This window comes from Streptosporangium sp. NPDC004631 (assembly GCF_053601935.1).
On the sequence record NZ_JBSGCR010000034.1, the window covers coordinates 39,864 to 66,495 of the forward strand.

A 26,632-nucleotide genomic window follows, 5' to 3' on the forward strand; every position below is an offset into this window, starting at 1 on the left:
GGTCTGACATCGGATCGAAGAGAAAGTGCGAACGTGAAGCGACTCCAGGCGAGGTCACGATTCAGCCCGGCGGCGAGGATCCTCGACCCGCTCGTCATCGGCCACGTGCCGACACCGCGTCCGGCTCCCGACACGATCCCGGACGTGACCGGGAAACGGCCGGACAGCGAGCTGGACGGCGCCGACCTGCCGGGACTGGCCGTCCGGGCGGGCTCGGTCAGGGGAGAAGCCCACCGCCGCCGTGGAACGCCACGCCAGGACGCGATGGGCATGTGGCAGATCGACGGCTCCCGGCTCCTCGCATGCGTCGCCGGAGGCGCGGGGGGCGGAGAGCTGTCGCATGTCGGCTCGGCGGAGGCGTGCTCGGCCGCGTACGGCAACCTGGCCGACCTCCTGGACCACGTCGAGCACGGGACCCCACCGGCCTACTTCTTCGAGGACGTCGCCGACGACCTCCACCGGCGGGCCGAGCGTGACCGGGTATCGGTGGACACCCTCCGCACCACCCTCCTGGCCTCGGTCATCGACATCGGCGCGCGCCGGGCCCACGTGACGCGGGTCGGCGACGGTACGGCGATGCTCCTGCGCCGGGGCCGCTGGACGCCGTGTTTCGCCGAGGGACCCGACGCGCCGGCGCCCGGCACGCTCCCCCGGGACGCCGACCGGGCGCAGACCGCCACGGTGGACCTCCAGCAGGGCGACATGCTGCTCCTCTGCACGGGCGGCCTGGCCAGGCCGATGCGCGGTGAACAGGTCAGCGACCAGATGTCGGCCTGGTGGGCGCAGCCGGCCGCGCCCTCCCTACCGGAGTTCTACTGGCAGCTCAGCTTCCGGGCCGAGTCCCACGACGGCGACCGCACCGCGATCTGCGGCTGGATGCTCTGAAACAGCCCGCGCGGCCCCCGCCCGAGCGGAACACCCTCCACTCGGGCGGGCCTGAGTTTCCCGCGCCTCCCGCGTTTCACGGGCCTCCCGGACCTCCCGCGCTCACGGGCTTCCCACGCTTTACGGACTTTTAGCGGGGGCCGGGACGGTTCTCCCCCGCGGGCGGCGATCCAGGCTCCTGCCCGAATCCCCGCTCCCGCTCCGGCGTGGCCTCCGGCCCTGACTCCGGGCCCGGTTCGCCGTACTCGACGACGTCGAGAGGCTCGTGCTCCTCGGGCCAGTCGGCCGGATCAAGCAAATGCCGCACAACGGGGTTGTCGAAGAGCGAGGTGAATGCGCCGATCACCCCCTCTCCCAGGGGGCGGAACACCTCGACCACGGCATGGGTGTGCGCGCCGACCCCCTGCAGCAGTTCCTCCATGACGTGCGGCAGGGGTGGCGCGGGCAGTGCGAGCCGTGGTCTGGGCGGCGACTTCTCCGGTGGTGCCCAGCGCATGGAGTCCTCGCTCATGGCGAGCCACTCGTCGACGACTCCGTCGATGGCGTCGAGCACGTGATCGGGATCGTTCGGCATATCGTCTCCCTCCGTGGTCGGGATTCGACAACACGACGTTACCGCGCCGTACCCCGGAGAGGACAGGGCACCCGCACCCATCGGCGCGGCACGGCCGCTCCCGTCCCTCGGCTACCGCCGCGACCGGGAGGGGGCGGAGTTTCGGGAGTGACGCAGGAGCCTGTCGAGGCGGATCGGCAGGTCGCGGACCCGGATGCCGGTGGCGTGGTGCACCGCGTTGGCGATGGCCGCCGCGGTGCCGACGATGCCGATCTCCCCGATGCCCTTGGACCCCATCGGGTTGAGGTGCGGGTCGTCCTCCTCGATCCAGGCCGCCTCGACGTCGCGCACGTCCGCGCAGGTCGCGATGTGGTACTGGGCGAAGTCGTGGTTGAGGTAGTCGCCGAACTCGCGGTCCATGACGCTCTCCTCCAGCAGAGCCGTCGACAGGCCCATCGTCATGCCACCGATGAACTGCGAGCGCGCGGTCTTCGGGTTGACGATCCGCCCGGCGGCGAACACGCCGAGTAGCCGCAGCACCCGCGTCTCCCCGCTGTCGGGGTCCACCTCGACCTCGGCGAACTGGGCGCCGAAGGCGTGCCGGGCGAAGAGCGGCTGCGCGTCGATCTCCTCGGTGGTGTCGGCGTCCGCCTCCAGGCCGTCCGCGGGCGGGTCGCCGCCCCGCCGGTCGAGTTCGTCCGCCAGCGTCTCGCAGGCCCGGACCACGGCCGTACCCCACGAGGCGGTGCCCATCGAGCCGCCCGCCAGCGAGGCGGTGGGCAGCGCGCTGTCGCCGATCTCCACCCGGACCCGGTCCGGTGAGGTGCGCAGCGTGTCGGCGGCTATCTGGGTGAGGACGGTCCGGGCACCGGTGCCGATGTCGGCGGCGGCGATCCGTACGGTGAACGTGCCGTCGGGCTCGCAGCGGGCCGTCGCCCGGGAGGGGCGGCGGTAGACCGGATAGGTGGAGGCCGCCACACCGGTCCCGAGCAGCAGGCCGTCCCGGCGCCGGATCCCCGGCGCCGGGTCGCGACCGGCCCAGCCGAACCGCCGGGCCCCCTCGCGCAGGCAGGCGACCAGGCCCCGGGAGCTGAACGGCAGACCGCTCTCCGGGTCGGTGACGGGCTCGTTGCGGATCCGCAGCTCGATCGGGTCGATCCCGCACGCGAGGGCCAGCTCGTCCATCGCCGACTCCAGCGCGAACATGCCGGGGGCCTCGCCCGGGGCGCGCATCCAGGCCGGGGTGGGAACGTCGAGCCGGACCAGCCGGTGGGTGGTCCGGCGGTGGGGTGCGGCGTACATCATCCGGGTGGGCGTGGTGGTCTGCTCGGCGAACTCCCGGATCCTGGAGCTCTGCTCGAAGGCGTCGTGCACGATCGCGGTCAGCCGGCCGTCGATGTCCGCGCCGAGCCGTACCCGCTGGATCGTCGGCGTGCGATAGCCGGTCACCGCGAACATCTGCTGCCGGGTCACCGCGAGCTTGACCGGGCGGCCGACGTGCTTGGCCGCGAGCGCGGCGAGCACCACCGACGACAGGGGGGCGCCCTTGGAGCCGAAACCACCGCCCACGTGCGGAGAGATCACCCGGACGTTGCCCGGCGGCAGGCCGAAGAGCGGCGCGACGGTGTCCCTGACCGCCGAGGCGCCCTGGGTGGAGTCGTAGAGCGTCAGGCCGTCACCGTCCCACAGCGCGACCGTGGCGTGCGGCTCCATCGGGTTGTTGTGCTCGGCGGGCGTGGTGTAGGTCTCGTCCACCACGATCCGGGCCGCGGCGAGTGCGGCGTCCGGGTCGCCCCGCTCGGTGTCCGACGGGTAGTCGGGGTTGACCCGGTCCGGCCGGTACATGTCCGGATGGTCGGCGCGCAACTCGACGTCGTGCGGCTCGGCGTCGTACTCCACCCGCAGCAGCCTGGCCGCCTCCCCGGCGTCCTCCGGCGTCTCGGCCACCACGACCGCGACGTACTGGCCCCGGTAGGCCACCCTGCGGGACTGGAGCACATCCAGTTCGGCGTTCTCGGCGGGGGCCAGCCTGGGCGCGTTGCCGTACCAGATGGCGGCGATCACGCCGGGGAGCACGACCGCGGCGTCCACGTCGACCGCGCGGATCTCACCGCGGGCGACGACGGCCTGCACCGGCACGGCGTAGAGCAGCTCGTCAGGGGAGTGCTCGAAGGCGTATCCGGCCCGGCCCGTCACCTTCTCCAGGCCCTCGACCCGGTCCAGCGCCGAGCCGACGTACGGCCTGGCCGTGGTGGTCATGGCGCCTCCGCGAGATCGACGAGGGTGCGGATCAGCACGTTGCGGGCCAGGGGCACCTTGAACCCGTTCTCCGGCAGTGGCCTCGCCCGGGCCAGTTCGGCGTCCACGGCCTCGGCGAACGCCGCCTCGGTGGCCGCCGAGCCGCGCAGCGCGGCCTCGGCCGACTCCGCCCGCCACGGCGCGTGGGCGACACCGCCCAGCGCGATCCGGCAGTCCCGCACCACACCGTCGGCCACGTCGAGCGCCGCCGCCACCGACACCACCGCGAACGCGAACGACGCCCGGTCCCGGACCTTGCGGTAGCGCGAGCGGGTCTCGAACGGCAGCGCGGGCACCTCGACCAGGGTGATCAGGTCGTCCGGTTCGAGCACGGTGTCGCGTTCCGGCTCGGTGCCCGGGAGCCGGTGCAGTCCGGGCATCAGCACGGTGCGCGGGCCGCCCCTGCCCTCCACGTGGATAATCGCGCCGAGCGCGGCCAGCGCGACGGCCATGTCGGACGGGTGGGTGGCCACGCAGTCGTCGGAGTGACCGAGGACGGCGAGGTTCCGGTGGTCGCCCTCGCGGGCCGGGCAGCCGGTGCCGGGCAGCCGCTTGTTGCAGGGCTTGGACACATCCTGGAAGTAGGAGCAGCGGGTGCGCTGCAGCAGGTTGCCGCCGACCGTGGCCATGTTGCGGATCTGGCCCGAGGCTCCGGCCAGGACGGCCTGGGCGAGCATCGGGTGGCGCCGCCGTACGAGGGGGTCGGCGGCCAGGTCGCCGTTGCGCACGCCCGCGCCGATCAGCAGGGCGCCGTCCGGCCCCTCCTCAACCGTGCCGGAGGAGATCCGGGTGACGTCCACCAGGGTCTCGGGCAGGGCTACGCCCAGGCGCATCAGGTCCACCAGGTTCGTGCCGCCTCCGAGGTACATGGCGTTGGGCCGCTCGCGGGACGCGGCCACCGCCGACCGCGCGTCGGTGGCCCGCAGGTAGGCGAAGGGCCTCATGGGGCCACCTCCCGGATGGCCTCGACGATGTTGACGTAGGCGCCGCAGCGGCACAGGTTGCCGCTCATCCGCTCGCGGATCTCCTCGTCGCCGAGGCGGATTCCCCCGCCGGGCCGGACCCCGGCGTCGGAGCGGGTCCCGGCGCCGAGTCCCGGTCCGGGTCCGCCGCCGAGGCGGGGCTCACCGGCGGATCGGGGTTCACCGGCGCCAGGGGTGACCGCGCTCGGGGTGACCGCGCTCGGCCATCCGGCCGCCGCCTCGGCCAGCATGCCGACCGCCGAGCAGAGCTGCCCGGGGGTGCAGTATCCGCACTGGAAGGCGTCGTGTTCGATGAACGCCGACTGCAGGGGATGCGGCCCGTCGTCGCCCGCCAGCCCCTCGACCGTGACGATCTCCTTGTCGTCGCAGGTCACCGTCAGCGTCAGGCAGGACTTCACCCGCCGGCCGTCCACCAGTACCGTGCACGCCCCGCACTGCCCGTGGTCGCACCCCTTCTTCGCCCCGGTCAGGTCGAGCCGCTCTCGCAGCGTGTCCAGAAGCGTCTCGCGGGTGTCCACGGTGATCGGGTACCGGTCCCGGTTGACCGACAGCCGGAGGTCCACGGTGATCGGGGACGGTGCCGGATCGTCGGGCCGGGTGATGTGCGCTTCGCCGTTCACGGGCGCTCTCCTACCCATCCGTTCCCCCGGCCTATCCCCGTGTTCGCAGAGGAGCCCTTGACCGTCCGGCCTCCGCCGGGCGGCGGGAGGTCAGGGAAGAAACCGGGCGGGCGAAAGTGACGGCAGCGGGTGGTGAGGTCGTGGACGAGGTCAGGGAGCCGGGTCGGATTCGGCGGCGAGGCGGAGCAGGAGCAGGGCGATGTCGTCGCTGCGGTGGCTGGTCTGCTGGGCGTGCCGGATCAGCGCGTCGGCGATCTCCTCCAGGGGCCGGTCACCGGTGCGCGCCAACTCGGCGCCGAGGTCGGCCAGGGCGTCGTCGATGTCGATCCCGGGGGTCTCGACCAGGCCGTCGGTGTAGAGGCCCAGGACGGTACCGGGCGGCAGGGGTACCTCCGTGTGCGGATACTCGGTCTCGTGGTCGATGCCCAGCAGCAGACCACCGGGGACGTCCAGCACCTGTACCTCGCCGTCCGGACGGCGTAGCAGGGGTTGGGGGTGGCCGGCGCGGGCCAGGCACGCCAGGTGGCGGCGCAGGTCGAGCTGGAGATAGACGCAGCTGGCGAAGAGGCCGGGATCCAGGTCGACCAGGAGGTGGTTGGTCCGGGTCAGGATCTCCCCCGCGTCGGCGCCGGCCGTGGCGTAGGCGCGGACCGCGGTACGCACCTGGCCCATGAGTGCCGCGGCGGTGACGTTGTGCCCCTGGACGTCGCCGACGACGGCGGCGACGGTGTCGTCGTCGAGCCGGATGACGTCGTAGAAGTCCCCTCCGATGTCCATGCCCTCGGTGCCCGGCAGGTAGCGGACGGCCGCGGTCAGCCCTGGCAGGTGGGGCAGGGCGTGCGGCAGCAGGCTCGCCTGCAGGCCGTGGGCGAGTTCAAGCTTGGCGTCGTACAGGCGGGCACGTTCCAGCGCCTGGGCGATCAGGCCGCCGAGCGAGGTCAGCACGGCGCGTTCCTCGACGGTGAAACGGTGGGGCCGGGAGAAGGCGAGGATGCACGTGCCGACGGGCCGTCCGGAGGCGATGAGCGGCAGGAACGCCCAGGCGGCCATGCCGTCGTCCGGGGCGACGGCCGAGGGGTAGAGCTGGTAGAGCTCCTTGTGGGAGCCGAAGAAGCTGGGCACCCCGGTGACCATCGTCCGCACGCTCGGGGTGGGCGAGGTCAGGGGAAGGTGGTCGTACTGCTCCCTGATGTGGGGCGGGTAACCGCGCTCGTCGACCACGCGCAGCCGCCCGTCCTCGGCCGCCAGCAGGGCCATCGCGTCGCCGCCGAAGGCCGGTACGATCCGCTCGGCGACCAGGTCCGCCACGTCCCGCACGCCGGCGGCCTCGGTGAGCGCGCTGGCCAGGTGGAGGATGTGGTAGAGCGCGCCGACCCGGGTGGGCGTCGCCGGTCCGGCCGCCGGCGCGGGTGCCGGGACGTCCCCGGACTCCACCAGGGCCGGGGTGATGCGCACGGTGATGCCGGAGGTGCTCGGGTAGAGATCGAAGGAGAGCCAGCGGTCCGGTGGCCGCAGCGCCACGAAGGAGGTGGGCTGCTGACTGATCAGCGCCGCGCGGTAGCGGTCCTCGTACACCGGGTCGTTCAGCCAGGGCACCGCGGTCCAGGGGTAGGAGCCGACCAGCCGCCAGGCGGGCTCGCCGATCAGCTCGGTCACCTTGGGGGTGACGAAGGTGATACGACCGGTGATGTCCAGGGCGCACACTCCCTCCGGTAAGCGCGCCGTCACCGCCTGGAGCGCCTCGGCGGGTGCCGGGCTGGGCTCGTGCAGCATGCGCGGTTCGAGCTCCGCCCGTATCCGGTGGCCGACCTTGTCCGCCTCCTCCAGTTCCTTGCCCATGCCAGCGGCGACGGCCGTAAGGCAGTCACGCTCTCCGGGGGAGAGGTACGGGGAGTGCGAGCCGGCCCACAGCACGAACATCCCGCCGTAGACGTCTGCCGCGCCGGCCAGCGGCACCGCGGCCAGCGCGAACTCGTAGGGCAGGGTGAGAGCCGTGCTCGGATAGCGGCGCACCATCTCCTCCTCGCCGCTCACCCATACCAGCCGCCCCTCCCGGACCGCGTCGGCCACCGGAATGGGAGTGCTCAGGCTTACGCGTTCCCACGGTCGGACGAACTCCCTGGGAAGCCCCTTCATCACCGCGAGTTCCAGCACCTGCGTGTCGGGCGTCAGGAGGTAGACCGCACCGGTATGGGCACCGACCTCGTCCAGGGTCCTGACGAGGTCCCTCGCCAGCGCGTCGAGGCCGTTCCACTGGGAACGGCCGTTCAGGGCGGCAGAACTCTCCGGCACCGTCAATGTCTCACCTCCGGCCCGCGATCGCCGGGCCGTCGCACATCCCTGCTTCCGCACGCCGGTCCTTCTGTCTCCGGCTCTGCCCACGGCGCACCGGACCGGCTGGTCCCGGCGCCGATACTCGACACGACAACTTGCACATATATGGACGATACCCTCGCTGAACAGGGGTTTTGGGCAGCCTACACCGCAAGACTGGTGTCTTAATCATGAAATTTGCTGTCTTATGGGGGCGATCTGATGGGGAGATAGTCATGCGAACGGCGTTCACCGGCCTCGTTCATCGGGTCGGCATCCGACCGGCATACGGCCGGCATACGGCCGACGGAGCGTGTGCCGCCGGACGCGGATCCGCGACGGCAGTGGCGCCTGGGACACCTGAGGCACCGGAACGGCGGAGACGCCGGGCACCGGTCTCCGCCCACGGGTATGGTCGAAGTGGAACCGTCGCGTGAAAAGTGCAAGATCATAACTTCTTGCCGGATACGCCGTCCGGTGGGACGTTTGAGTGCGGCCTTGCCGTCGATCTCAGGGGGTCTCCCGGCCATGGACCATCGCGTCAACGACCAGACCGGCCCCGATCCGGAGGGCCTGCCGACACTGCCCTTCGAACGGAGCGGCCCGCTCGACGTGCCGGAGATGTACCGCACGCTCCGGGCCCACCGGCCGGTCACCCGGGTGCGCACCCAGACGGGTGACATCGCCTGGCTGGTGTCCGGCTACGAGGAGGCCAGGCAGGCCTTCGCCGACCGGCGCCTCGGCCGCTCGTCCCCCGATCCCGAGCGGGCCGCCAGGATCTCCAACTCGGTGCTGATCGGCGGCCCGCTCGGCAGGATCGAGACCGAGAAGGCCGAGCACGAGCGGATGCGCCGGATGCTCGCGCCGGCCTTCTCCGCCCGCCGGATGGGAGCGCTCGGCCCGCACGTCCAGGAACTCGCCGACAACCTGCTCGACCGCATGGCCGAGCTGCCGCCCCCGGTGGACCTGCGCGAGCACCTCTCCCTCCCGCTGCCCGTGCTGGTGATCTGCGAGCTGCTCGGCGTGCCGTACGGCGACCGCGAGCACTTCAGGAAACTGGCCGACACGATGACGGATCTGAGCGATCCGGAAGGGGCCCGGGCGGCGATGACCGATCTGGGCGCCTACACCCGGGAGATCGTCCTCCGGAAGCGGGCGAACCCGGCGGGCGACGTGTTCTCCGATCTGGCCACCATGGACGCGCCCGACGAGCAGATCGCCTCACTCGCCGCGGGCCTGCTGTTCGCCGGGCACGAGACGACCGTCAACCGGATCGACTACGGCGTGCTGCTGTTGCTGGCCAACCCGGCGCAGCGGGACGCCCTGGTCGCCGACCCGTCGCTGACGGACGCGGCGGTGGAGGAGATCCTGCGGGTGGCGGCGCCGGGCAACCACGGCATGCCCCGCTACGCCCACGAGGACGTGACCATCGGCGGCGTGACCATCAGACGCGGCGAGGCCGTGGTCATCGCCACGACGGCGGCCAACCGCGACGAGCGGACCTTCGCCGACCCCGACCGCTTCGACATCGGCCGCGCCCTCGACGACCCGCACCTCGCGTTCGGCTACGCGGCGCGCTACTGCATCGGGGCCGGCCTGGCCAGGGTGGAGCTGCGAGCGGTGTTCGGCACCATCTTCCACCGCTTCCCCACATTGGCCCTGGCCGTACCGGTCGAGGAGCTGACCGAGCGCTGCGACTCACTCACCGGCGGTCTCACCTACCTACCGGTCACCTGGTGACCCGGGGCCGCCCCGGGTAAGGCGCGGACTCCGGAGGGCGGGACGTCAGCCGGGGGACGGCGTCCGGCAGCGGCGGTGGGTCAGGTTCAGGCGTTCGGTGAGACCTCGGCGGTCGAGGTGCTCCAGCAGCGGGACCGCGACCCGGCGGCTGGTGTCCAGAGCCTGCCTGGCCTGACTGACCGTGAACGGCTGGGGCAGCCGGGCCAGCAGCCGAGCCGCCCGGAGATCGGATCCCGGTAGCAGCACGATCCCCTCGGCCACCCGGAGCAGCATCCCGGCGCGCACCGCCGCCGCCAGCTCCCGAGGGCCCAGTCCCAGCTCGGCCAGGCGCCCCGCGTCGGGCGCCAGGAAGGGACTGGCCGAGAGCTCGGAGCCGAGGCGCTCGACCGCACTGGCGACCGGCGCGGGCAGACCCGGCGGCCCGCCGCTCACGATCCGCCCGTCCGCGACGGTCAGCGGCGGCCGCACCAGCGCCAGGACCAGCCGCCGGTCGGGCAGATCCAGCTCGTGACGGGCCGCCTCGACCGGCAGGCCGGGCTCCAGCGGACACTCCGCCGCGTGCCTCGCCACCGCCTCGGCCAGCCGCTCCCCCAGCCGCGACCAGTACGCCGGGTCGGCGTGCCAGTCTCCGCAGACCGGCGCGGCGGCGGGGGCGCATCCCATGGCCAGCAGGTCGTCCCTGTGCAGCAGCCGATGGGTGCGCAGCAGGGAGGCCGCGTCCGGTGCGGCCCCCGCCGACGCGCCCCCGCCCGGTACGGCCGCCGCCAGCTCGGCGGCCCGTTCCCGGGCCGCGCCCCGGCGCCGCAGCGCGGGCGGCCGTACGTCGAGCACGCTCGCCCCGGCGAGCACCCGCACCCCACCCCGGTCGCGGCCGGGGTCACGTAGCAGCAGCACGTCGCCCACGTGCAGCGGCAGCGGCCGGGCCAGGCGCAGCCGGACGATCCGGCCACCCAGCGGGCGGACCGCGCACACCACGGCGGCCGACCCGATGTGAGCGGTCAGCCGTGCCGGCAGACCGGGTTCGGCCCCGTCCTCCGGCACACGCCCAGGGCCGGGCCCCCTCCGCCCGGATCGGCCGTCCTCGGCCCGGTCCTCCGAAAGCTCCCCCCACCCCGCCCGGTCATCGGCCCCCACCGGGGAGAGCCGTACGTCGACCAGGTCGGTGGAGGTCCACGCGCCGGGCGTGACGAGGGCCTGGCCACGTTCCGGGACGCTCCGGGCGCGGAGGTTGACCGCCACCCGCGCCACACCGGTCACCGAGGTCAGCGGCTCCTTCAGGCTCTCCAGCCCCCGGACCCGCACCGGCCCCTCGGGCAGCTCCAGCTCGTCCCCGACACTGATCCGGCCGGCCGGCAGCGTGCCGGTCACGACCGTGCCGCTGCCGCGCACGGTGAACACCCGGTCGACCCAGAGCCTCACAGGCGCGCCGGGGTCGGGCGTGGGCAGGCCGGCCACCATCCGGCCGAGCGCCCGGCGCAGCTCGTCGAGGCCCTGGCCGGTCCGGCCGCTCACCGCCAGCGCCTCGACCCGGTCCAGGCCGGCCGCGGCCAGCCGGGCCCGTGCCCGCTCCAGCGCGGGCGCGGGGTCGGCGAGGTCGGCGCGGGTCACCGCGAGCAGGCCGTGCCGTACTCCGAGGGCCTCCAGCGCCACCAGATGCTCCTCCGACTGGGGCATCCAGCCCTCGTCGGCGGCCACCACGAACATGACGGCGGGGGCGGGGCCGACCCCGGCCAGCATGGTGGCCAGGAACCGTTCGTGCCCGGGGACGTCGACGAAGGCCAGCCGCTCCCCCGAGGGCAGTGTCGTCCAGGCGTAGCCCAGCTCGATCGTCAGCCCCCTGCGCCGCTCCTCGGCCAGCCGGTCCGGCTCCATCCCGGTGAGCGCCCGCACCAGCGTGGACTTCCCGTGATCGACGTGGCCGGCCGTGGCGACGACGTGCATCAGCCGTTCACCCGCAGCACGGCCCGCAGCACGTCGCCGTCGCGGTCCGCGGGGACGGCCCGCAGGTCCAGCAGGAGCCGTCCCCCTTCGGCCCGGCCGACGACGGGCGGATCCCCGGTCCGCAGAGGTACGGCGAACCGTTCCGGCAGGCTCACCGCGGCGCTCGGCAGCGGTACTCCGGGCGCGCCGCCGCCGCCCACGGTGGCCTCGCTCGGCACGGCCCGCGCGTCGACCCCGGCCTCGGTCAGACGGGCGGCGAGCGCCTCGGCCCGGTCGCGGAGCACCGCCGGATCGGCGCGCAACGCCTGGTGGACCGGGGTGATGGGGCCGCGCAGGGTGGCCTCCAGCGCGGCCAGCGTCAGCTTGTCCACCCGCAGCGCGCGGGCGAGCGGGTGCCGCCTGCACCGTTCGACGAGGTCACGGGCGCCAAGCAGCAGTCCGGCCTGCGGGCCGCCCAGCAGCTTGTCTCCGCTGGCGGTGACCAGGCCGGCCCCGGCCTTGAGCATGCTCGCCGCGTCGGGTTCCTCGGGCAGCGACGGCTCCCGCGCGAGCAGGCCCGAGCCAATGTCGGCCACGACGGGCACGCCGAGGCCGGTGAGCGCGGCGACCTCGACCGAACCGGTGAAGCCCTCGACCCGGAAGTTCGACGGGTGCACCTTGAGCACGAACCCGGTCCGCGGCCCCACGGCCGCCAGGTAGTCGGCGCGGGAGGTGCGGTTGGTGGTGCCCACCTCGCGCAGCCTCGCACCGGTGGAGACGAGCAGGTCGGGGATGCGGAAACCGTCCCCGATCTCCACCAGCTCCCCCCTGCTGACCACGATCTCCCGCCCGGCGGCGAGCGCGGTGGCCACCAGCACCAGCGCGGCGGCGTTGTTGTTGACCACGTGCACGTCCTCGGCGGCGGGCACGGCCCGCGCGAGCGCGTCCGTCACGCCGCGGCCACGGCGGGCCCGGACACCGGTGGCCAGGTCGAACTCCACGTCGGTGTAGCCCGCCGCGGCGACCGCCGCCTCCATCGCGGCGGGTGACAGGGGGGCGCGGCCGAGGTTGGTGTGGACGAGCACACCGGTCATGTTGATCACCGGCCGGAGGCTCGCGGCGTACGGCGGAAGCGCGGCCACGGCCGCGTCCGCGACCTCCCCGGGCTCCAGGGCGCCCTGCCGTACCCGGAGCTGGGCCTCGGCCACGGCGTCCTTGACCACCGTGCGCCCCAGCCGCCGCGCCGCGGCGACCAGCCGCGGATCGGCGAGCACGACGTCGGTGCGCGGTACGCGCCTGCGTGAGTCCACTCTTTAGAAAATAGAGCGGAGGTGGACGGGAATCGAACCCGCCAGGCCGAGAACCTCGGCCTCGCCGGTTTTGAAGACCGCGGGGGCCACCAGGCGCCCAGACACCTCCAGGGGAGAATCTACCCGGGGATGGGTACGTCTCCGGCGTGCCGGGGGTCGGCGCGCCGCGGCGGACCGGAGACGGCGAGAGCGCCGGAACGGCGAGGACGGCCGGGACACCGGGGTCCGGAGACCTCGGGAACAGCGGGAACAGCGACGGCACGGTCCGCGACACGGTCTGCCGAGAGGAAGACGACATGACGGGAACGGCGGCGGATCCGGGCGCCTCGGCACGGCACCCACAGCCCATGACGACCTCCACGCCGGAGCGAAGGGCACTGCGGCTGACGGGATACGCGCACGGGGGCGGCTGCGCCTGCAAGATCCCGCCCGGCGAGCTGGAGGCCGTCGTCGCCGGCCTTCTCGACGGAGCGGACGGTCGCCCTCCCCTCTCCTCCCCCGCCGGTGAGCTGATCATCGGGCTGGACGACGGGGACGACGCCGCCGTGGTCCGGATCGAGGGCGGCCGGGCGATCGTGGCCACCGCCGACTTCTTCACACCCGTGGTCGACGACCCCTGCGACTGGGGGCGGATCGCGGCGGCCAACGCCCTGTCGGACGTCTACGCGGTGGGCGGCGAACCCGTGGTGGCCGTCAACCTGCTGGGCTGGCCCCGGGAGCGGCTGCCGATGGAGCTCGCCAAGGAGGTGCTGCGCGGTGGCCTGGAGGTGGCGCGGGCCGCGGGCTGCCACGTCGCGGGCGGCCACAGCGTCGACGACCCGGAGCCCAAGTACGGCATGGCCGTCACCGGCCTGGCCGACCCCGAACGGCTGCTGCGGATCGGCGGCGGACGGGCGGGGCTGCCGATCTCCCTGACCAAGCCGCTCGGCGTGGGTGTGCTCAACACCCGGCACAAGGCGACCGGCGAGGTCTTCCCGCAGGCGGTGGCCGCGATGACCACGCTGAACCGCGACGCCTCCCGGGCGGCGCTCGCGGCGGGCGTGGAGTGCGCCACGGACGTGACCGGGTTCGGCCTGCTCGGCCACCTGTACAAGCTGGCCAGGGCGAGCGCCGTGACGGCGGTGGTGGACGTGGCGGCCGTGCCGTACCTGGAGGGAGCCCGCCGGGCGGTGCGGGACGGCTACGTGAGCGGCGGCACCCGCCGTAACCTGGCCTGGGTGGAGCCGCGTCTGGACGCGGGGCGCTGTGGCGAGGAGGACCTGCTGCTGCTCGCCGACGCCCAGACCTCGGGTGGCCTGCTCGTGGTGGGTGAGATCCCCGGCGCGCCGGTCGTCGGAGAGCTCGTCCCCGCCGAAGGCCCCGCCCTGCGACTGCGCTGACCATCGGGCGGGGGCACCCCGCGGAGTCACCGAACGGGACTGTCGGACGGGGATATCAGGCGGGGATACCGGACAGAACTGTCGAGCGGGGGCGGCGGATGGGATGTTGAGGAGCTCAGCGTGACGGCGCGGGGACGGAGGCGGGGTTGCCCGCGTCGAGGCGGCGGCGCTGGGGCACCACGGTGTACTTCGGGTCGGCTGCCGACGCCCGGCCGGCCTCCAGGACGCCGAACCGGGTGAACAGCGCGCCGGCGGTGAGGGCGAGGCCGCAGAGCCCGGTGAGGACGCGGCTGCGCCCGGCCACCACCGCGAGCAGGCCGCCGCCCACGGTCAGTGCGCGGGCCGTCCGCATCCGGCCGCCCGCCTTTCCCCGCCGGTACGGCTCGCCGAGCATGCCGAGCCGCCGTTCCATCACGGCGCCGGCCACCGTCTCCACGGCCGCCCCCAGCGCGGCGACGGCACGGGCCGGGCCCGCCTCCGCGCGGGGGGTGGTCAGCATGCCGGCGGCGCCCGCGCTGGCCAGCGCGCTGCCGGCGAAGAGGAAGGGCAGCTCTCTGTGGGCCTCGTGCCAGGCGGGCACGGCGGTGTCGGCGAGCAGGACCGCGGTGTAGGTGGACATCAGCGGGCCGGTCAGCGCGGCGGCCATGGTCGCCGCGTCACCGGCGACGGGCAGCACGGCCGCGACCGAGGGGACGCGCAGGACGGCGGTGGCCGCCGAGGCGGGCAGGACGGGGGCGAGCGCGGAGGTGGCCGCGAGCGCGGTCAGCCCGCTGTGGACGGCCAGCAGCCAGGAGCCCATGCTCATCGGCGAGGTGGGCTTGAACACGCGCAGCATGTTGAGGAACCGTTCGGGCCTGCCGAGCTCGGCGACCAGGAAACCCGCGCCGACGGTGGCCCCCGCGGCGGCCGTGAGCCTGGCGGTGAGGGCCAGGCGGTCGTGACCGGAGATCCGGGCGGCGGCGCCCATCATCGACGCGGCCCCGGAGAGGCCGCCGAGGTAGAGGTAGGCCGGCATGTGGGGCTCGTGCCAGACCGGGGACTTGATGATGGGCTGGCCGTAGTAGGACCGGAACTCGGCCTCCGGGACCATCGCCTCCTCTCCCCGCCTCATCGCCACCACCCCCGCCGGGCCCCGGCCGGGGACGTCACCGGTCTCTCCTCGTGCTCAGGAAGGACACCGTCACGACTCCGGCCAGGGAGAGCGCGGCACCTCCGGCCCACCGCCACATCGCGGGCAGGTCCCGGGTGGTGACCACCGGGTCGGGTGGCAGGCCGTACGTCTCGGGTTCGTCGAGCAGCAGGAAGAACGCCCCGTCCCCGCCCACCCCGTCGTCGGGGCTCGCACCGTACAGCCGGGCCTCGGGTCTGCCCTCCCGCCGCAGCCGCTCCACCCGTTCCTCCGCCCGGACGCGGAGCTCGTCCAGTGGCCCGAACTGGATGGAGTCGGTCGGGCACGCCTTGGCGCAGGCCGGTTCCAGACCGCCGAGCTGGCGGTCGTAGCACATGGTGCACTTGAACGCCCGGCCGTCGCGCTCCCGGCGGTCGATCACGCCGTAGGGGCAGGCCGGCACGCAGTATCCGCAGCCGTTGCAGACGTCCGCCTGCACCACCACGGTGTCGAACTCGGTGCGGAACAGCGCCCCGGTCGGGCAGACGTCCAGGCAGGCGGCGTGCGTGCAGTGCTTGCACACGTCCGATGACATCAGCCAGCCCTCGATGCCGTCGCGCCCCTCCCGGCCGTCTCTGCTCTCTCCGCCCTCGGCGCCGGTCCGCTCCTCCCGTTCCGGTGTCCGGCGCGGCTGTTCGATGAAGGCCACGTGCCGCCAGGTGTTCGCGCCCAGGCTGCCGGTGTTGTCGTAGGAGGTCGCCCGGAAGACGAATCCGTCGTCGGGCACGTCGTTCCACTCCTTGCAGGCGACCTCGCACGCCTTGCACCCGATGCAGATGCTCGTGTCGGTGAAGAAGCCCATCCGCTCAGTCATGGCGGTACTCCCGGATCAGATCGAGCAGGGCCCTGCCCGTGGGACGTCTGCCGGGCCGCAGGTCGCAGGTCATGGCCTTGCCCTCCTGGATGTAGACGTTCGGGTCGAGCACGATGGGCAGCAGGTCGTTGACCACGTCGCCGGTCACCAGGCCGCCGCTGCCCCAGCCCCAGTGGTAGGGCAGGCCGATCTGGTGGACCGTACGGCCCCCCAGCCGCAGCGGGGTGACGCGCTCGGTCACCAGGACACGGGCCTCGATCGCGGTGCGGGTCGTCACGATGGTCGCCCAGCCCCCGTTGACCAGGCCGAGTTCGGCGGCGAGCAGCGGCGACACCTCGCAGAACAGCTCCGGTTGCAGTTCGGCGAGGTAGGCCAGCGGCCGGCTCATGGAGCCGGCGGTGTGGTGCTCGGTGAGCCGGTAGGTGGTGAGCACGTACGGGAAGAGCGGTGACTCGGGCGGGTTGTAGGGCGTGTCGGGGCTGTGGTAGATCCGGCGCGCCGGGTTGGCCTGCCGGCCGTAGAGCGGGTTGTGCAGCGGTGACTCGTGCGGTTCGTAGTGCGCGGGCAGCGGCCCGTCGGCCAGGCCGGCCGGGGCGAACAGCCAGCCCTTGCCGTCGGCCTGCATGATGAACGGGTCGGTCCCGGCCAGGGCATCCTCGGCCAGGGCGCCCTCGGGCGGCACGTAGTCCGGCGGCTTGTTCCGCTCGAAGTCCGGCTCGTCGTACCCGGTCCACTCACCCTTGTCGGCGTCCCACCAGACGTAGGCCTTGCGCTCGCTCCACGGGCGGCCCTCCGGATCGGCCGAGGCCCGGTTGTAGAGGGTGCGCCGGTTGGCCGGCCAGGCCCAGCCCCATTCGGGCGCGACCCAGCTCTGCTCGCGCCCCGGCTTGCGGCGGGCCGCCTGGTTGACCTCGTCGGCGTAGACCCCGCAGTAGATCCAGCAGCCGCACCGGGTGGATCCGTCGGCTCTGAGCTCGGTGTAGGCCGACAGCGCCCGCCCGTCGGGGCCGGTGCCGTTGATCTCGCGCAGTACGGCCTCGGCCGAGGGCTCGGCGTGCTCGCCGTGCTCGGGGTAGTCCCAGGTCAGCTCGCGTATCGGCCGGTCGATCTCGTCGTCGCCCAGTCGCGCCCTGATCCGCTTGCCGAGGTGGTAGTAGAACGACAGCTCGCTACGGCAGTCGCCGGGCGGGTCGAGCGCCTTGTGCCGCCACTGCAGCAGCCGCTGGGTGTTGGTGAAGGTGCCCTCCTTCTCCACGTGGCTCGCGGCGGGCAGGAAGAACACCTCGGTGGCGATGTCCTCGGTGCGCATCTCCCCGGTCGCCAGCTCGGGGCCGTCCTTCCAGAAGGTGGCCGTCTCCACCAGGGTCAGGTCGCGCACCACCAGCCAGTCGAGGTTGGCCAGCCCGAAGCGCTGCGTCTTGCCGCCCGAGGAGCCGACCGCCGGGTTCTCCCCCACCACGAAGTAGCCCTTCACGGTGCCGTCGATCTGCCGCAGCACGGTGGTGTAGTGGCTGTGGTCGCCGGTGAGGCGCGGCAGGTGGTCGAAGCAGAAGTCGTTCTCCTCGGTGGCGGCCTCCCCCCACCACGCCTTGAGCAGGCTCACCATGTAGGAGCGCTTCCTGCCCCAGAAGCCGGTGTCGGCTCCGGCCTGGGCGAGGTAGTCCGCCAGCCCCTCGTGCAGGTGGGCGTGGGGCATGGGCAGGTATCCCGGCAGGATGTTGAAGAGGGTCGGGATGTCGGTGGAGCCCTGGATGCTGGCGTGACCGCGCAGCGCCAGGATGCCGCCGCCGGGGCGGCCCATGTTGCCGAGGAGCAGCTGCAGGATCGAGGCGGTGCGGATGTACTGCGCGCCGACGGTGTGCTGGGTCCAGCCGACCGCGTACGCCCAGGCGGTGGTGCGCTCCCGGCCGGAGTTCACGGTGATCGCCTCGGCGAGCTCGGCGAGGCCCTCCGGGGAGATGCCGCACAGCTCCTCGACCAGCTCGGGGGTGTAGCGGGCGAAGTGCCGTCTGAGGATCTGGTAGACGCAGCGCGGATGGCGCAGCGTCGGATCCGTGGGCGGCCTGGTGGGGGCGGCGGCGCCGCCCGCGCCGTACTGATCGGGTCCGGCGGCCTCGGCGTGGCGCGGCCCGCCCTCCAACTGCTCGCCGCGGAGCCCGGCGGCGGCCTCCTCGGCCGTGCCCTCGTAGGACCAGCTAGACGGGTCGTATTTGCGCGTCTCGGGATCGAAGCCGGAGAAGAGCCCGTTCAGTTCCTCGGTGTCCTTGAAGCGCTCGGAGACGATCGTCGAGGCGTTGGTGTAGGCGAGCACGTACTCGCGGAAGTCCAGCTCGTTCGTCAGGACGTGGTTGATCAGCGCGCCGAGCAGGACGATGTCGCTGCCGGCCCGGATCGGCAGGTAGCGGTCGGCGAGCGCGCTGGTCCGGGTGAAGCGCGGGTCGATGTGGAACACCTTCGCCCCGCGGGCCCTGGCCTCGACCACCCACTGGAACCCCACCGGATGGCATTCGGCCATGTTGGAGCCCTGGATGACGATGCAGTCGGAGTTCACCAGGTCCTGCTGGAAGTCCGTCGCGCCGCCGCGCCCGAAGCTGGCCCCCAGACCGGGGACGGTGGAGGAGTGTCAAATACGGGCCTGGTTCTCCACCTGGATCGCGCCGAGGGCGGTGTAGAGCTTCTTCATCAGGTAGTTCTCTTCGTTGTCCAGCGTCGCCCCGCCCAGCCCCGCGATGCCCAGGGTGCGCCGGACGACCTTGCCCCCGTCCTCCTGCTGCCAGGTCTCCCGCCGGGTGCGGACCACCCGGTCGGCGATCATGTCCATCGCGGTTTCGAGGTCGAGTCTCTCCCACTCGGTGCCGTGGGGCCGCCGGTAGAGCACCTGGGTCTGCCGCCCCGGGTGGGTGACGAGCTGCTTGCTGGCCGACCCCTTGGGGCAGAGCCGGCCGCGCGAGATGGGCGAGTCGGGGTCTCCCTCGATCTGGGTGACCCGGCCGTCCTTGACGTAGACGAGCTGGCCGCAGCCGACCGCGCAGTACGGGCAGACCGACCGCGCGACGCTGTCGGCCTCCTCGACGCGGGGCCGGAGCGCGTCGGTGCGCGCGGAGCGGGCGGCGGTCCCCCTGCCGTCCTCTCCCCTGAGCTGCCGGAGCACCGGCCAGCGGGAGATCCATCCTCCCCGTGCCATGTGCCGGTTCTACCCCATCCGATATGCACTAATCACCAGTAATGGGCTGTCCGGAACCCCGGGTCAGCGGCGCCGGACCCCGTGGATGACCCGGCCGGGTTCACCGGCGCCGTTGAACTGCCACGGCAGCCGGAGGGTCCACAGCACCCGGTCGGCGTCCACCTCCTCCACCGGCAGGACCATCTGCGTGCCGCTGAGCTTCCTGCGCAGCGCCCGATCGTAGGGCTGACGGTCCAGGATCTCCACGTCGGCCTTGCCCCCGGCGGCCTTGACCGCCTCCAGCACGAGGCTCCGGGAGCGCCGGTACCGCAGGGCCCACCAGCTGGCCGGGGCGGGCAGGGGCAGCGGGAAGAGCGAGGAGACCACCTCGTCCACCCAGGTCAGGTATCTGATCTCCAGGTCGCTGCCCGGCTGGAGCTCGTCCAGTTCCCGCAGCCGGGTCCAGGCCCGCTCCTGATACTGGCGGCGGATCGCGACGTCCAGCCTGATCGGGGCCTGCGCGTCCCGTGCCATCTCGTCCAGGCCGTGGTGGATCCCCGCGTCCAGCTCCGTCACGGTGAACATCCCCGCGAGGATGTCGTACATCCGCGCCGCCCGGGGGGAACGCCACCGGCCGTCCTCCCGGCCCCGGGCGCCGCCGAGCCCGGGAAAGTCGATGACGGGCAGCGGCGGGACGACCCCGTCGTCGTCCTCTCCCGGCGCGCCCGCGAAGGTCTGCGCGAAGTGCTGGCGCTGGGAGTCGGCGATGGCACCCGGCAGCCGCAGGCAGGCCACGTGCAGCGCGATCCACAGCTCCTCGGCCGTTCCCGGCGCCGGATCCGGCTCGCCCAGGTAGACGGCGGTGTCCTGGTACAGGCGGTCGTACTCGTCCCGCAGCCGCACGGTGAGGTCCGCCGGCCCGCCCCGGGGCCGCGCGGCGGGATCCGCCTGCCCGCCCCGCTCCTGATCGGCACGACCGGCCTGGCCGAGCGCCCCGCCGGGGGTCCGGCGGGCCGGGGTGCCCGCCGCCTCCGGATGGGTCAGCCCGAGCAGCGTCCCGACCAGGGCGAGCGCCAGCCGGTGGTGTTCCTGCGGCGGCTCCGGCGGCCCGTCCAGGTGGAGCAGGGCGACCAGATGCCCGGCCAGATCGCCCAGCGCGGTCCAGAGCGGGACGCGCAGCGGGCTCTCCGGATCGGCCAGTTCCTCGGTGACGGCGGGGTGCAGTCCCCTGCCCGGCACCCGGTGGATCGTGCGGAACCGGTCGATCAGGCTCTGACCGCGCAGGTAGAGGTCGGCCGACGCCTGGGGGGCGTGCCGATCCAGATGGGCGTCCAGCGCGGTGACGACGGCACGCAGCCGGTCGCGCAGCGGTCCGGCGAGGGGCGCGGCCTCCCCGTCCAGGCCCAGCAGGGGTTCGAGCAGTTCGTCGAGCGTTCGCATGACGCCGTCCTGTAGGAGTTCAGTGGTCACCGGTGAACGGCTCCCACTCTGGCCTGCCGAACGACTCCCCCGGCTCCATCACCGCGGTGAACACCGAACCGGGGTAGTCGGCCAGGTCGGTGAGCCTGCGGGCGGCCAGATAGCGGGGGTAGCCGACGTGGATCCTGAGCCGTCCCAGACAGTCGAGGGTGACGTGATACCGCACGTGGGGGTCGCGACGGGGTGCCGACATCCTGACCAGCGGGGAGATCCGGCCGTAGGCGTCGACCCAGAGGAACTCCCAGGTCGCCGCGCCGTGCTCCTGTGCGGGCGCCGGCAGCCAGTCCGCGGCGATCGCACCGGTGAACACCCTGCCGTCGCCGTGGCTGTCCAGGAGGTAGGAGCGCAGGTGGCGCGTGGTCTCCTCCCCCGGCGCCAGGATCGGGAAGAGCTCGACGCTGGTGCTCTCGTCCAGCGCGTCGGGGGTCCGCTTGACGTGAACGGCCGCGGGCAGGCCCGTCGCCTCCAGAGGGGTCTCCAGGCGACCGCCCCCGCGCCCGCCGTTCAGCACCGCCCCGATGTCGCTGAAGTCGCCCTCCGTCAGGTAGATCGGGTTGCCTCCGTGGCAGAGGTGGATGACCGGTTCGAGCTCCTGGTTGATCTCGACCTGGAAGCGGATCCTCCCCCAGTCGACGTTGGCACGGGTGAGCCTGTCCTCCCGGCCGGCGAAGGTGAAGCGCCCCCACTCGATGGACTCGCCCCGGTCGCCGCCCAGCTCGCGGTGGATGTGGATGTCCTCCTTCATCGGGCGCCAGGCCGTACGGACCGACAGCCGGCCGGTGCGGTCGGCGATGTCGAGCTGGTCGCCCGCGTTCAGCAGCATCCCCACCCGTGTGTCGGCGTTCTGCAGGGAGAAGTCGCACGGCAGGCTCTGGAAGAGGTTGTCCACCGCGATTCCGACGATGTTCTCACCCGCTCTCAGCCGTTCGCGGCCGTCGACCTGGCGCTCCGCGCCGTCCTCGGGGCCGGGGGCGTCGTCGCTCTCGATGTCGGCGTAGCGGCTGAAGCCGTAGGCCCAGCAGGCTCCGATGGAGGTGGCCTGCTTGGCGTAGCGGCGCTCCACGACCAGCCGGGGCGCCGGGATGCCGTCGGCGCCGTCCAGGGTCAGCTCGCGCAGCCGCCTGGTCACGATGCGCTCCACCAGCGGCATGGTGCTGGTCTTGCCGGAGAGCGCGACGATGTCGATGGGTTCGTCGGGTTCTCTGCGGCGCTGCGCGCTGAAGGTGGTGAGCGCGATGTCGACGGCCGCCGTGATGACGGGGGTGGCCAGGTGCTCGAACTGTTCCGGGCGCAGGGTGACCACGGTGCGCTCAAGCCGCTCGATCAGCGCGGCCGGGGGCCGCGACCGGCTGTCGATGTTGTTGATCACCTCCTGCAGGGTGGTCTTGGGCAGCGTGTACCGCTCGCCGGCACCGAGGAGCCTCTTGGCCCGCTCGGCCTCCTGCCACAGCCGGAAGAACGCCGAGCCCGGTACGGCACGGCCGCCGGCCGGCCCGAGCGACGGGCTGTGCGTGGGCAGCAGGTCCCTCAGCCGCTCCCACACCTTGTCCGGCCTGGGGCCGGGGTCGGGGTTGGCGATGAAGGCCGGCGCGATCGGGCGCGGGGTGCCGTCTGCGCCCATGTGGGACGGGGGCCAGTGCCGCAGCCACGTGTTGTCGCGGTCCGCCGGGCCGAGCGCCATCAGCGCGTCCACGATCTCCGCCTTCAGCCAGTGGAAGACCCGCAGCGTGAGCAGATCGCCGCCGAGCTGCGGATGGCCGGTGGAGCCGCGCACCTCGGGGCGGATCAGGTAGTGGCGGCCGGAGAACTCCTCGGCGACCCCCTCGGCGGGGACCTGCCGGTCCAGCAGGTGCAGTGCGAACAGGGCGACGTCGGTGGTCCCGCCGCCGATGTCGATGACCAGCATGTTCTGCCGCCAGGCGGGGCGGCCGGGCCGTACCCGCCGGGACCGGGCGCGGAACGGCTCGATGCCGGTGTCGGACTCGCCGCCGAAGTCCCGCATGACGAAGAAGAGCGCCGCGGCCACGGCCTCGTCGAACGTCGTGGTCACCTTGGTCATCCTGAGGCTCGACTGCGCCATCTTCTCCAGCGCGCGACGGCCGGACGGCGGCAGCGTGGTCGGGTAGGTCAGCACGAGGTGGTTCAGCCCGCGGATCCCCCACTCGGCGGACCGCTCCTTGTTACCGTACTCGATCGTCTTGTCGACCAGGTCGTTGTAGGCGTGCATCAGCAGGGTGTCGGTGGTCACCGGGTGCGGTTCGGCGCCCGGCAGCTCCGGCAGGTCGCGCGGCCGGGAGAAGGCCCGTTTGAGGCCGGGGTAACTGCGGAGCACCCGGTCGGCCCCGCCGCCGAGCACGGCCCGCAGCGGAGAGCCGTCGAGCACCTTGATCTCGCTGGGGATCTCGGGCGAGTCACCGTCGAAGACGACCTGCTGGAGGTAGAGCGAGCCCAGCGCGGGGGTGCCGAAGGCGTCGGCGTAGCAGCGCTGGAGGCTCATCGCGTACGCGGTGCCCAGTTTCTCGTCCATCCGGGAGATCGCCGTGTCGAGCTCCCGGCACAGCACGTCCCGGTAGTGGACGGGGGGCACGGGCAGATGGTGGGAGCCCGGCTTGAGCACCTCGATGTCGTCGGCGCCGACGGTGACCCGGACCGAGTCTCCGGTGCGGGTCAGGCCGAGCCGCGAGTTGAGGCGGACGGTGAACCCGTGCGCGATGTCGTCGCGGACCCGTGGCCAGTCGGCGCCGTGCGGCCCCTCGGGCCCTTCGAGCAGCAGGCGGTGGAACCCCTTCAGCAGCACCTCGAACTGCTGCTCGTCCAGCGCGACGCGCCGCCCGCCCGTTCTGTTGTAGAGGGTGACGGTCGAGGACGAGGTGCCGAAGTCGATCGCGGCGTGCCCGAAGAAGCTCCGGTGCCGCCGCGGTTCACCGATCGGGGCGACCTGCCGGGTGGCGTCCCTGCCGGCGGTCATGCCCTGGGCGGGGCGCGCGCCGGGGGGCATGAGACGGAGTTCGAGGGAAAACTCCCGGGGCGGCGACCCGGCCGCGCCGAGCCGCCAGGCCACCCTGACGACCCGTTCGCCGTCGCCGGGCGGCAGGGCGCCCACCGAGATCGCCGGCCCCTGGATCAGCAGGTAACGTCCCGGGATCGGCCGGGGGCGCCAGCCGGGCAGCGTGTAGAGCCCGGCGATCTCCGTCGCCGCCTCGTCACCGGGCGGCTCCGGCCGCGGCCCGGTGACGTCGACGGCGTGCGCGATCCCCTCAGGCTCGACGAAGACGTCGGGCAGCCGGTACTCCCCGTTCACCTCGTAGATCGTGAAGACGCCGGTGGCGGTCTCGTCGGTGCCCTCGCCGTCTTCGGGGCCGGCGAACAGCAGGCGCACGGTCATCGAGTCCTCCCTCCGGGCTCGTCGCCCCATTCGTCGAGCAGGTCGCGGATCGGGCCTCCCGAGGGGCCGGGCCCTCGGGCCTCCGACGCCCCGGTACGGGTGAGACGCCGGACGTTCTCCTCCGCCGGGACGGCCTCGCGGAGCGCCTGCAGCACCTCACGGAGATCACGGCCCAGGGTGGCCGCGTCCGCCAGCAGGTGCCGCCGCAGGTGATGGTTGACCGCCGCGATGATGTCACCGCGCACCCGGAAGATGTTCATCTGGTGGGTGACGACGTGGGTGCCCGCCTCGCCGCCGATGTTCCGCCGGCCGCCGTGCCAGGGCAGGGCGTGCCCGGTGCGCAGCGGGAACCGTTCGGCGATCTGGGCCGCCTCCTCGGGCGAGGAGGGGACGGGCACCGGCAGCACGCGGGCCGCGGCGCCGGGCAGCCAGTCCATCGCGGTCAGGCCGAGCAGGTTGTGCCGGCGCGCCGCCCCGCCGTCCGCGGGGTCCAGGGCGGCGAACAGCCGTTCGATGGGTGTCCGCAGGTCGGGGTCCAGCAGGGCCTCGCGCACCTTGGCCAGCTCGCGGTGGCGCCGCTCCGCCCAGGACGACACGGCCTCCAGGTAGATCTCCCTGCCGGTGCCGACGGCCCGGACGCAGGTGGGCTCGAACCTGCCGAAGAGCCGTTCCGTGGTGTCGGGGGCGGCCTCCTCGGTCTCGGTGGGCATCTGGTGCACGATCCCGAGCAACGGGCTCCGCCCGGCCCCGCCGCCCGTCCGGCCCCTGGTCGGCGGCGGCCCTATCCGGCCGTCGTCGTCCCTGACCCGCTCCCGGTACTGCTGCCACTCCCCCCAGGTGAACACGTCGTAGGTGACCGTGGCCCGCGCCAGGTCGAGCACGGCCTCCCCGTCCGCCTGCGCGGCCTGGACGCCCTCGACGGACAGGCGCTCCGGGTCGGACAGGAGTCCCAGCGACCTGACCGTGCGGGAGGTCTCCTCCTCGATCTGCCGGAACAGCGCGGTCAGTGAGGCGCCGTCCCGGGGGGCGCCGAGGCCGCCCAGGTGGCCCGGCCGGAGCATCCGGTCGAGCGTACGCAGCGCGCCCAGCAGGTCGGCGGCGATCGGCGCCACCGCCTCGTGTTTGAGGAACACGCCGTAGGTCCGTACGTGCCGGTCGAGCATGGCGCGGAGCCCGGCGATCCCGCCGTCGCGCCCGAATTCGCCGAGCGCCGCGGTGTAGGCGTGTCCCGGGTCGGTCAGGAGCAGGTCGTCGGCGACCCGCCTCCACCGCTGTGCCCGGGCCCCGGCCGTCTCCAGCGCTTTGGCGACCTTGTCGCCCTCCTCTCCGTCCACGTCGTACGGCAGGCCCCCGACGGCGATCGCGGCGAGCGAGGAGGTGAAGGCGACCCGGTCCTCCCTGCGCCCGTTGAGCGTCGTGGCCATCCGGTGCAGGGAGGAGAGGTCCCGGGAGGAGGAGACCAGGCCGGCGGCCCCGGTGTGCGGGGGGTCGGGAGGCTGAAGCAGGTCGAAGCAGTTGGCCGCGACCAGGATCGACTCGCTGAGCGCGCCCTTGCCCCGGCGGTTACGTTCCAGCAGCGAGTAGAACTGCCGGGCGTCGTCGCGCTCGGCCCGGTGCGAGGGCAGCACGATCACGATGGCGTCGATCTCGTCCAGTTCCCGGACACTGAGGTATTCGTCCCGGATCGCGGTGGCGCCGAGCCCGGGGAGGTCGCACAGCTCCGCCGCCGAGCCGTCGCCGGGGAGCGGCCCGGCCCAGTCTCCCTCCGCGACCGCCACCTGGCAGACGACCCTGCGGATCAGGGTGAAGGTGACCCGCAGCGTCTCCGCCGTCACCGCGTTCCGCGGGGAGAGCGGGAACCCCTGCACCGTGCGCGGGAAACTCCGCGGCAGATCCCGGATGTCCTCGATGTCCAGCGCCTGCCGGAGCATGTCCACCTCGACCGGGAGGACCAGCCCGGCGTGACCGGGCAGCACGAACTCCCCGGCGAGTTTGAGCGCGTCCCGGATCCGGGTCAGCTCCAGGGTGATCCCGAGCAGCCGGGAGTTCTCCGTCGCGGCCCAGTCCAGGGTGGTCTCCGCCCAGCGGTTCAGGGTCTCCCATCCGTCCCTGACGGGGTTGTAGCCGGTCAGCGCCGACACGTCCCGGCCGCCTCCGGCCCGCCGCACGGTCCGGATCAGCTCGTTCATGATGTAGTCGGCGGCGTTGGCCAGCTCCTCGCGGGTGAGGTACTCGACCCTGGCGCCGCGCAGCCGGGTGACCTCCCCGGGCCCGGCGGCCTCCATACGGAGCACCGTCACATTGCCGGTGGTCGGCGAGCCGGAGGTGGGCAGCAGTCCAGGCCGGCCCAGCAACGCGCCGAGCAGCATGGACTTGCCCGCGCTGTACTCTCCCACGATGCCGACCGACACCGGTTTCGCGCAGCGCTCCCTCAGCCGCGCGGCGAGACCGGCGGCCCGGTCGTGGGCGTGCCGTACGGCCGCCGCGTCCGGGATCTCCTCCTGGCCGAGCGCGGCCATCGCACGGTCGGCCAGCCGGCGGTAACGGCCGATCGCCGCCCGGTGGCCGGCGTCGGAGGAGGAGGCCGATCCACCGTGGCGGGCGTGGAAGTCGGTCAACGAG

The 26,632-nt window shown here is 73.3% G+C and carries 16 protein-coding genes and 1 tRNA gene; 3 read left to right on the forward strand and 14 right to left on the reverse strand.

Annotated features, from left to right (window positions below; genetic code table 11):
* Positions 1 to 33 precede the first annotated feature (33 nt).
* On the forward strand, positions 34 to 885 hold the full coding sequence (locus tag ACWEF2_RS26720) for a protein phosphatase 2C domain-containing protein (protein ID WP_453819086.1): 852 nt from the start codon (positions 34 to 36) through the stop codon (positions 883 to 885).
* A 130-nt stretch (positions 886 to 1,015) separates the two neighbouring features.
* Here the strand turns inward: ACWEF2_RS26720 and ACWEF2_RS26725 are convergent, their stop codons facing one another.
* The 5 genes from ACWEF2_RS26725 to ACWEF2_RS26745 form a co-directional block, all read right to left on the reverse strand.
* Positions 1,016 to 1,459, reverse strand: coding sequence for a hypothetical protein (locus ACWEF2_RS26725; protein ID WP_453819087.1), 444 nt, complete (start codon positions 1,457 to 1,459; stop codon positions 1,016 to 1,018).
* Between the two features lie 111 nt (positions 1,460 to 1,570).
* Complete coding sequence (locus tag ACWEF2_RS26730) at positions 1,571 to 3,697, reverse strand: xanthine dehydrogenase family protein molybdopterin-binding subunit (protein WP_453819088.1); 2,127 nt, start codon at positions 3,695 to 3,697, stop codon at positions 1,571 to 1,573.
* Positions 3,694 to 4,680, reverse strand: a complete 987-nt coding sequence (locus ACWEF2_RS26735; RefSeq protein ID WP_453819089.1) for an FAD binding domain-containing protein — start codon at positions 4,678 to 4,680, stop codon at positions 3,694 to 3,696. The genes ACWEF2_RS26730 and ACWEF2_RS26735 overlap by 4 nt, the downstream gene beginning before the upstream one ends.
* Positions 4,677 to 5,339 (reverse strand): (2Fe-2S)-binding protein, encoded by a 663-nt coding sequence (locus ACWEF2_RS26740; protein WP_453819090.1) that lies wholly within the window; start codon positions 5,337 to 5,339, stop codon positions 4,677 to 4,679. Before ACWEF2_RS26740 ends, ACWEF2_RS26735 begins: the two co-directional genes overlap by 4 nt.
* Positions 5,340 to 5,489: 150 nt before the next feature.
* Positions 5,490 to 7,631 carry a SpoIIE family protein phosphatase gene (locus ACWEF2_RS26745; protein WP_453819091.1) on the reverse strand — a complete coding sequence of 714 codons (2,142 nt, stop codon included), beginning with the start codon at positions 7,629 to 7,631 and terminating at the stop codon, positions 5,490 to 5,492.
* A 549-nt stretch (positions 7,632 to 8,180) separates the two neighbouring features.
* Between ACWEF2_RS26745 and ACWEF2_RS26750 the strand changes: the two genes are divergently transcribed.
* Complete coding sequence (locus ACWEF2_RS26750; RefSeq protein ID WP_453819092.1) at positions 8,181 to 9,392, forward strand: cytochrome P450; 1,212 nt, start codon at positions 8,181 to 8,183, stop codon at positions 9,390 to 9,392.
* 45 nt (positions 9,393 to 9,437) lie between these two features.
* Here the strand turns inward: ACWEF2_RS26750 and ACWEF2_RS26755 are convergent, their stop codons facing one another.
* The 3 genes from ACWEF2_RS26755 to ACWEF2_RS26765 form a co-directional block, all read right to left on the reverse strand.
* Positions 9,438 to 11,333, reverse strand: coding sequence for a SelB domain-containing protein (locus ACWEF2_RS26755; protein ID WP_453819093.1), 1,896 nt, complete (start codon positions 11,331 to 11,333; stop codon positions 9,438 to 9,440).
* Complete coding sequence (gene selA, locus ACWEF2_RS26760) at positions 11,333 to 12,622, reverse strand: L-seryl-tRNA(Sec) selenium transferase (RefSeq protein ID WP_453819094.1); 1,290 nt, start codon at positions 12,620 to 12,622, stop codon at positions 11,333 to 11,335. Before selA ends, ACWEF2_RS26755 begins: the two co-directional genes overlap by 1 nt.
* 16 nt (positions 12,623 to 12,638) lie before the next feature.
* Positions 12,639 to 12,731: transfer RNA gene (locus ACWEF2_RS26765), tRNA-Sec, on the reverse strand.
* Positions 12,732 to 12,918: 187 nt separating this feature from the next.
* On the opposite strand from ACWEF2_RS26765, the gene selD reads away from it, so the two are divergent.
* Positions 12,919 to 14,001, forward strand: a complete 1,083-nt coding sequence (gene selD, locus ACWEF2_RS26770; RefSeq protein ID WP_453819095.1) for a selenide, water dikinase SelD — start codon at positions 12,919 to 12,921, stop codon at positions 13,999 to 14,001.
* A 115-nt stretch (positions 14,002 to 14,116) separates the two neighbouring features.
* Here selD and nrfD read toward each other — a convergent pair whose 3' ends face one another.
* From nrfD to ACWEF2_RS26800, 6 genes are all read right to left on the reverse strand, one after another.
* On the reverse strand, positions 14,117 to 15,112 hold the full coding sequence (nrfD, locus tag ACWEF2_RS26775; RefSeq protein WP_453819096.1) for an NrfD/PsrC family molybdoenzyme membrane anchor subunit: 996 nt from the start codon (positions 15,110 to 15,112) through the stop codon (positions 14,117 to 14,119).
* A 34-nt stretch (positions 15,113 to 15,146) separates the two neighbouring features.
* Positions 15,147 to 15,983 carry a 4Fe-4S dicluster domain-containing protein gene (locus ACWEF2_RS26780; RefSeq protein ID WP_453819097.1) on the reverse strand — a complete coding sequence of 279 codons (837 nt, stop codon included), beginning with the start codon at positions 15,981 to 15,983 and terminating at the stop codon, positions 15,147 to 15,149.
* Positions 15,976 to 19,167, reverse strand: a complete 3,192-nt coding sequence (fdh, locus tag ACWEF2_RS26785) for a formate dehydrogenase (RefSeq protein WP_453819098.1) — start codon at positions 19,165 to 19,167, stop codon at positions 15,976 to 15,978. Before fdh ends, ACWEF2_RS26780 begins: the two co-directional genes overlap by 8 nt.
* A 63-nt stretch (positions 19,168 to 19,230) precedes the next feature.
* A complete protein-coding gene (locus tag ACWEF2_RS26790; protein ID WP_453819099.1) occupies positions 19,231 to 20,616 on the reverse strand; it encodes a hypothetical protein in 1,386 nt (461 codons plus the stop codon).
* Positions 20,606 to 24,010: a hypothetical protein gene (locus ACWEF2_RS26795; RefSeq protein WP_453819100.1), complete on the reverse strand. Its 3,405-nt coding sequence runs from the start codon at positions 24,008 to 24,010 to the stop codon at positions 20,606 to 20,608. Before ACWEF2_RS26795 ends, ACWEF2_RS26790 begins: the two co-directional genes overlap by 11 nt.
* Positions 24,007 to 26,628, reverse strand: a complete 2,622-nt coding sequence (locus ACWEF2_RS26800; RefSeq protein ID WP_453819101.1) for a dynamin family protein — start codon at positions 26,626 to 26,628, stop codon at positions 24,007 to 24,009. Before ACWEF2_RS26800 ends, ACWEF2_RS26795 begins: the two co-directional genes overlap by 4 nt.
* Positions 26,629 to 26,632: the final 4 nt, after the last annotated feature.

What these genes read in the sequence shown, in the direction of transcription:
- ACWEF2_RS26795 (WP_453819100.1), bottom strand. Translation starts at nt 24,010, where the DNA reads ATGACCGTGCGCCTGCTGTTCGCCGGCCCCGAAGACGGCGAGGGCACC.
- ACWEF2_RS26730 (WP_453819088.1), bottom strand. Translation starts at nt 3,697, where the DNA reads ATGACCACCACGGCCAGGCCGTACGTCGGCTCGGCGCTGGACCGGGTC.
- selD (WP_453819095.1), top strand. Translation starts at nt 12,919, where the DNA reads ATGACGGGAACGGCGGCGGATCCGGGCGCCTCGGCACGGCACCCACAG.
- ACWEF2_RS26725 (WP_453819087.1), bottom strand. Translation starts at nt 1,459, where the DNA reads ATGCCGAACGATCCCGATCACGTGCTCGACGCCATCGACGGAGTCGTC.
- ACWEF2_RS26735 (WP_453819089.1), bottom strand. Translation starts at nt 4,680, where the DNA reads ATGAGGCCCTTCGCCTACCTGCGGGCCACCGACGCGCGGTCGGCGGTG.
- ACWEF2_RS26750 (WP_453819092.1), top strand. Translation starts at nt 8,181, where the DNA reads ATGGACCATCGCGTCAACGACCAGACCGGCCCCGATCCGGAGGGCCTG.
- nrfD (WP_453819096.1), bottom strand. Translation starts at nt 15,112, where the DNA reads ATGAGGCGGGGAGAGGAGGCGATGGTCCCGGAGGCCGAGTTCCGGTCC.
- ACWEF2_RS26780 (WP_453819097.1), bottom strand. Translation starts at nt 15,983, where the DNA reads ATGACTGAGCGGATGGGCTTCTTCACCGACACGAGCATCTGCATCGGG.
- ACWEF2_RS26755 (WP_453819093.1), bottom strand. Translation starts at nt 11,333, where the DNA reads ATGCACGTCGTCGCCACGGCCGGCCACGTCGATCACGGGAAGTCCACG.